At 42.9% G+C, this 6,439-nt stretch carries 4 protein-coding genes; 3 read left to right on the top strand and 1 reads right to left on the bottom strand.

The features are described 5' to 3' along the window. Nucleotides 1-87 precede the first annotated feature (87 nt). Nucleotides 88-2,301 (top strand): bluetail domain-containing putative surface protein, encoded by a 2,214-nt coding sequence (locus AC5JMF_RS28135; protein ID WP_495799006.1) that lies wholly within the window; start codon nucleotides 88-90, stop codon nucleotides 2,299-2,301. Between the two features lie 83 nt (nucleotides 2,302-2,384). Here AC5JMF_RS28135 and AC5JMF_RS28130 read toward each other — a convergent pair whose 3' ends face one another. Continuing rightward, nucleotides 2,385-5,093 carry a CBS domain-containing protein gene (locus AC5JMF_RS28130; protein ID WP_495799007.1) on the bottom strand — a complete coding sequence of 903 codons (2,709 nt, stop codon included), beginning with the start codon at nucleotides 5,091-5,093 and terminating at the stop codon, nucleotides 2,385-2,387. 179 nt (nucleotides 5,094-5,272) lie between these two features. Between AC5JMF_RS28130 and psbZ the strand changes: the two genes are divergently transcribed. Further along, nucleotides 5,273-5,461: a photosystem II reaction center protein PsbZ gene (gene psbZ, locus AC5JMF_RS28125; RefSeq protein WP_495799005.1), complete on the top strand. Its 189-nt coding sequence runs from the start codon at nucleotides 5,273-5,275 to the stop codon at nucleotides 5,459-5,461. Between the two features lie 158 nt (nucleotides 5,462-5,619). Continuing rightward, on the top strand, nucleotides 5,620-6,201 hold the full coding sequence (gene ribH, locus AC5JMF_RS28120) for a 6,7-dimethyl-8-ribityllumazine synthase (RefSeq protein ID WP_495799004.1): 582 nt from the start codon (nucleotides 5,620-5,622) through the stop codon (nucleotides 6,199-6,201). Nucleotides 6,202-6,439: the final 238 nt, after the last annotated feature.

Here is a 6,439-nt window from a genome sequence, read left to right as displayed (position 1 = left end):
TGCTATTAGGCAGAGACTTGAGTCTCTGACGGTTCAAGTATTTTTGCAAGAAGTATAATCAATGTGTTCTTACGTATAAATAAATTTATGACCTCAACAACAACTTATACTTACAATGCCAACGGTAGCCTCGCCTTTGAGAGGATTGACAACAATAACGATGGCATCGCAGAGTCGGTTATTACCTATAACCTCATATCCCAAAAAACTGACAATGACAATAACGGCAAGCCTGAGAGTACCACCTTCTACACCTACGACAACAAAGGCAACCGCACATCAGTAAATAATGCCATTACCTATACATACGATGCCAATAACAACCTAACATCAGAAACTAGAGATTCTGATAACGATGGTATACCTGAGGAAGTTTCGACCTATACCTACGATGCCAATAGTAACTTGACATTTAGAAGCACAACTTATGATGGGCTGAGCTACTTCTATACTTATGATTCTAAGGGCAACTTGATCTCCATAGACCAAAGCTATGAGGGCAGCATACCTTATAATGTTGCAACCTATGCCTATGACGCTAACAGTAGATTGATTGCCGAATCTGGTTACAGAATTTATGAGGCTACTTACAACGCTAGCGGTAAGCTTATATCTACATTCATTAATGATTTTAGCGGAGGATATGATAATCCTGTTTCCAGTACATATATTTACGATGCCAGTGGCAAACTGACAAAAGTTATACGTCAAGCTTCAGGTATCCTCTATCGCCCTAATTATGAAGCTACAATCACTATCGATTATACCTACGATGTCGACGGTAAACTGACATCTATCAATGAAGGAACCGATTTATTTGGTGCCGGTGTTCCTCAATTTATTATTGCCACCACTTATACCTATAATGCCGATAGCAACCCAGTAACTGTAACTTTCACTGATACCTTTAATGGTTTTATTTCTCCTTACACTAATTATAATTACACTTACGATACTTTTGGCAACCTTATATCTGCGACTAGTAACTTCTATGATATGGATGGTAAACCTTATGGGTTCAGCACCAACACTTACAACATCAGAGGGGATTTAATATCGCAAAGCTTAGATGAGAATGGCGATGGTGAGTTCAATGATTCTGATTCCTTCAGAACATATACTTACACTTATGATGATAAGGGTAATATCATATCTGAAAGCCTTGATAACAATGGTGACGGTAAGCCGGATGAGGTAAATTTTTATGCCTATGGGCCTACAAGTGCCAGCTTTGATACTGACGGCGACGGTGTGCCTGACACATTCAAGTTTTACAACTATAATGCTGAAGGTCAGCTGATATCTGAGCAGGTTGACAATAATAATGACGGTACAGTAGATGTACTTACTACTTACAGCTATGATACTGAAGGTAAACTCATAGCTGAGCAGGCTGACAATAACAATGATGGTACCGTAGATATACTTAGCACTTACAGTTACGATCCCAATGGGAAGTTGACAATCAAGAATTCTGACACAAACAACGACGGCATCATCGATACAGTCACCACTTACAACTACAACACTGACGGTCAACTCATTTCTGAAGAAATTGACAGCAATGGTGACAGCGAGACCGATACCCTTGTGAGCTATATCTATAACCGCAGTGGTCAACTTTTATGGAAAACTACTGATGAAGAGTCAGTAGATGGTTTGCTCCTGGATGGTAGCAATGATGACGATGAGTTAATTGGCGATGCAGGTAACGATACAATTTACGGCAAAGATGGTAACGATGAACTGTTGGGGTTAGGTGGTAACGACATCATTTATGGTGGTAACGGGAATGATGAACTGGTAGGATTTGATGGTTATGACCAACTATTTGGTGGCAATGGTAATGACCAACTCTCAGGCTTTGATGGCAATGACCAACTATTTGGTGGCAACGGTCGTGATACCTTAATTGGTGGTGCAGGTGGAGATATCCTCACTGGTGGCAATCGTCGTGATACTTTTGTGTTTGAGTCTTTGAGTGATTCGTTGCTGGCGAATTTTGATGTGATTAAAGACTTAGACGTTCATGTAGATAAGATTGATGCACCCAAGGCGGTAAATACCCTTAACTTGCAACAATTTGGTCAAATTAATCTGCTAACTGAGGCGAGAATTCAACTTTTGTTGGATAGTACTAGTTTTATTGCTAATCAAGCTGCAACATTCACCTTTTTTGATTTAAATGATCGGACTTTCCTAGTAATTAATGATGCCACCAACGGATTTAATGCTGCTACTGACGCCATCATTGAGATTACTGGTTACAGCGGTAATCTGGGTGCTTTAGCGATTGTGTGATTTGTGGTTAGTAAAGTTGCCTCAAATACTAACTTTTTTCAACGCAAAGAACGCGGAGTTTAGCGCAAAGGTACGTAGAGATTTTATGTAGGATAGTTTTGTGCTAAAAATTCTTTGGCTTCAAGCTGATCTGTAATCACTCTATCAAGAGTCGCGGCGAGTAAATCATCTAATATTTGTCGATACTGTGGCCCTGGCTGATAACCTAGTCTCCTTAAATCATTGCCGTTCAAAAGTGGCTGTATATGATGCCAAACTGTGAGATATTGCCAAATTTGTTGCCTGATTACTCGCGGACTTCGCAAAGCAATTAAAATCAGCATTGGTAAGTCATACTGTCGCAGTAAATGTACAATTTGACTGGGATGTTGCAAATTAGGTAATGAAGCCATCACCTCAGTTTCTGCTTGAGATAAATTCTTCAACCTAGCGATGCTTTCCTCTTGTAGTTGTAGATTTTTTGCTACTTTCCCTTGATGTTCTGGTATTAAATGAGCAATTAATACTTCTAGGCGCATTTGCCAGTGAATTAAGGTTTGTTGACTGTCAAATCGCCCTAAACAGCGTTCTAGCAAACGTAGTTGTCGTAGAAGTTCTGCATCTAGTTTGAGGGTAGGATGAATGCACTGTAACGCTCCTAGATTGTCGAGTAGCTGTAAAGCCGATTTCCAGTAAGGGGCTTCTAGGATATGCTTTAATTCTGTTTTGAGTCGAGTTTGGAGAGCTGGAGTTTTGCTATTCTCTTGAGCAGTGCGATCGTAAACACCACTATTGATAGCATAACGGATATACTCTTCTGTCTGCGGTTCAATATCAAATCCCAAGCGCACGGCAAAGCGCACACCGCGATAAATGCGAGTTGGGTCTTCAATAAAGCTATTGGCGTGTAAAACTCGAATTTGCTTAGCTTGTAAATCTACTAAACCACCAAAGAAATCAAGTAAATCTCCAGCACGGGGGGATGTAAGTCGCAGTGCCATGGCGTTGATGGTGAAATCCCGACGATACAAATCTTGACGAATCGAACTCGCCTCAACTTCTGGATTAGCGGCGGGGTAAGGGTAAAATTCTGTCCTAGCGGTGGCAATATCTATCCATAAGGAATCTAATTCTGAATCTTTATGCCATAGCAAGGCAGCAGTTTGAAAAGCCCCATGGATTTCTAAACGCGCACCTAAGTAAATTTGCTGAAGTACTTTGGCTAATTCAACACCAGCGCCAACAGCGGCTGTTTTGTGAAAACCATCCACTACAAGGTCAATATCTTTAATCAGCAATGTGCCCGTTGTTGCTTCAGCTAACAGCACGTCTCGCACTGCCCCCCCCACAAGATAAAGGTGCCAACCCCGTTTTTCTGCCTCTTGCGATGCTATGGTGAGCAATTGCCACAATTGAGGAGCAAGAGCAGAGGACACGGGGACACGGGGACGTGGGGACGCGGAGAGTAATGTTGTCCCCGCGTTCCCACCTTGCCCTGTGCCTGTGTCTGCTTGATGTAATTCGCGTAGCACATCGGTACGGGTAACGATGCCGACTAACTGCTCATTCTCCAGCACTGGTAGGCGTCCGATATCATATGTCACCATTAACGCCTCAATTTCTGGCAGTGTGGTATCTGGGGTGATAGTTTTGAGGTTGGTTGTCATATAACCCTTGACTGGTGCATGACTAAACCCGTGATGTAAGGCAATATCAATATCCCGTCGGGAAATAATACCTACCAATTGTGCTTGGGAATCAACTACAGATAAACCAGAGTGTCCATAGCGTAATAAAATACGCTGGGCTTCCGTAATTGTGGTGTCAGGGCGAATGGTGCGGACAGGAGAAGACATTAAATCTCTGGCTGTGGGGGGATGAGGAATTTGAGCTTTAATGCCATCGAGAAGTTGTTGCAGTATTGCTTGTGAGTCTACTTGACGCAAATTCAAAGATGCTGCTTGGGAATGACCGCCACCACCGAAATTTTGGAATAATATATTGAGGTTTGTCTGGGGAATTTGCGATCGCCCAATCACTGTTAAGCGTGAATCACCTTCCCCTAACGGATATTCGTTGGCTAACAGCAAAGCATCTATTTCGGTTAACTCCACAAGTTCTGAAGCCAGACTCGATAAACCTGGCACAAATCCTTCAGTTTTTAACGTCACCGAAGCGATCGTATATCCACGCAGGTCAACGTATGCTAAATTTTCTAGCGCTTGAGTCAATAACTGCTGCAATTGCACAGATAAGCCAGGATCGCAATAGGTGGAAATTACCTTTAAACTAGCACCTTGCTGCATCAACCAAGCCAAAGCTAAAGCATCTCTTGGTGTAGCTTGCTCAAACGTCAACGAACCAGTATCAACATGGATACCCAAAGCCATCACCGTTGCTTGGGCAGGAGTTAGAGAGATTTGCCGCTGTTGCAATTGTTCCACAATTAATGTTGTGGTCGCTCCCACAGCAGAAATATACGATTGCGTCACCGCAATACTAGGTTCTTGTCCTAAGTGATGGTCATAAATAACAATCTCTTTTAAGTGTGGTAAATCTAACCACTCCGCAGCCTTACCCAAGCGATCGCGGTTTTGTGTATCCACCACAGTTAGAGAGCGAATTTTCTCAGGATTAACCGAACGCCGCTCAATTAGCGGGTATTCATCCCGATGCAATGCCAAAAAATCCCTCACAGGTGGGTGAGAACCACCACTCAGCACAATTTTGCTCCCCGGTAGCAGGCAAGTTAGTCCTACCGCCGCCCCTAATGCGTCAAAATCAGCTGTTGTGTGGCAAAGAATTAAATCCATATTCAAGAGTCATTAGTCATTAGTCATTAGTCATTAGTACTTAGACAAAAGACAAAGGACAAATGACTAAATGACAAGAGTGTAACGATTTCTGATACCTTAAAAATAAGGAAAAACTATCAGTGTCGCCCTTAAAGATATTCTATCTTTAGCATTTCGTTATTTTGGGAGAAGCAAAAATGACCATCATATTCCAATTCGCTTTAGTAGCCCTGGTTCTGCTGTCTTTTATTCTAGTTGTTGGTGTTCCCGTTGCTTACGCAACTCCCCAAAACTGGGTTGAATCAAAAAGGTTACTCTGGATTGGTTCTGGAGTCTGGGTTGCATTAGTACTTTTAGTCGGAATATTAAACTTTTTGGTTGTGTAGGCCACGACTTCGCTCTAGCATCGGCACATAATATAAAAACTAGAGGAGCAGAAAAGCCAAAGTAAAAGGTTTAAGAGCTTTTTCCTGAGTGCGCTTTCCTGCTCCTCTACATTTAAATAAGAAAAGTATATTGCCAAGAAATATATTAAGAGGCAGTCATGGCAGTTTTCGAGGGAAGTTTTACTCAAACAGAACCTTTGCGGTTTGCAGTGGTCATCGGTCGATTTAACGACCTAGTTAGCGTTAAGCTCCTAGAGGGGTGTCAAGATTGCTTAAAACGCCATGGTGTAGATACAAATCCCCACGGCAATCAGGTAGATTATGTTTGGGTACCGGGAAGCTTTGAAGTCCCAATCGTCGCTCGCCAACTTGCACTTTCCCATCGCTATGATGCAGTAATTTGCTTGGGTGCAGTGATTAAAGGCCAAACACCTCATTTTGATTATGTATCTTCAGAAGTTGCCAAAGGTATTGCCGCCGCAGGTTTTCAAACAGGCGTACCCGTAATTTTTGGCATTTTAACAGTAGATACTATGCAGCAAGCCTTAGAACGAGCAGGTATTAAGAGTAATCATGGCTGGGATTATGCCATGAGCGCTCTAGAAATGGCTAGCCTGATGCGGCAACTACGCTCTAACCTAGCAGAACCATCATATCCTCATAACCCTCAGTCTTTGCCTGCATCTTTTCCCAACACCAGCGTTAACAATCTTGCCCCAGAGTCAGAACAACTGAGCTAAACAATTAAGAGGACACGGAGACACGGGGACGCGGGGACGCGCTTACACGGTGAGACAGCGAGTAAAGGAGGGTTTCCCTCCGCAGGCGACTGCGTTAGCGCAGCGTTAGCGAGCTTGCGAGCGTCACCCGAAGGGTGACGCGGAGAATGTAAATGAAAGTTTCTCCGCATTCCCCCATCCCTACCTCTTATGGGTAGGTTTTTTAGATTTCGCGTTTTGGTTGACGCGGGGACGCGGG

Source organism: Desmonostoc vinosum (assembly GCF_059505385.1).
Note: the sequence above shows the minus strand (reverse complement) of the source record. Positions and strands in the feature narration are given on the sequence as shown.

What these genes read in the sequence shown, in the direction of transcription:
- AC5JMF_RS28135 (WP_495799006.1), top strand. Translation starts at nt 88, where the DNA reads ATGACCTCAACAACAACTTATACTTACAATGCCAACGGTAGCCTCGCC.
- AC5JMF_RS28130 (WP_495799007.1), bottom strand. Translation starts at nt 5,093, where the DNA reads ATGGATTTAATTCTTTGCCACACAACAGCTGATTTTGACGCATTAGGG.
- psbZ (WP_495799005.1), top strand. Translation starts at nt 5,273, where the DNA reads ATGACCATCATATTCCAATTCGCTTTAGTAGCCCTGGTTCTGCTGTCT.
- ribH (WP_495799004.1), top strand. Translation starts at nt 5,620, where the DNA reads ATGGCAGTTTTCGAGGGAAGTTTTACTCAAACAGAACCTTTGCGGTTT.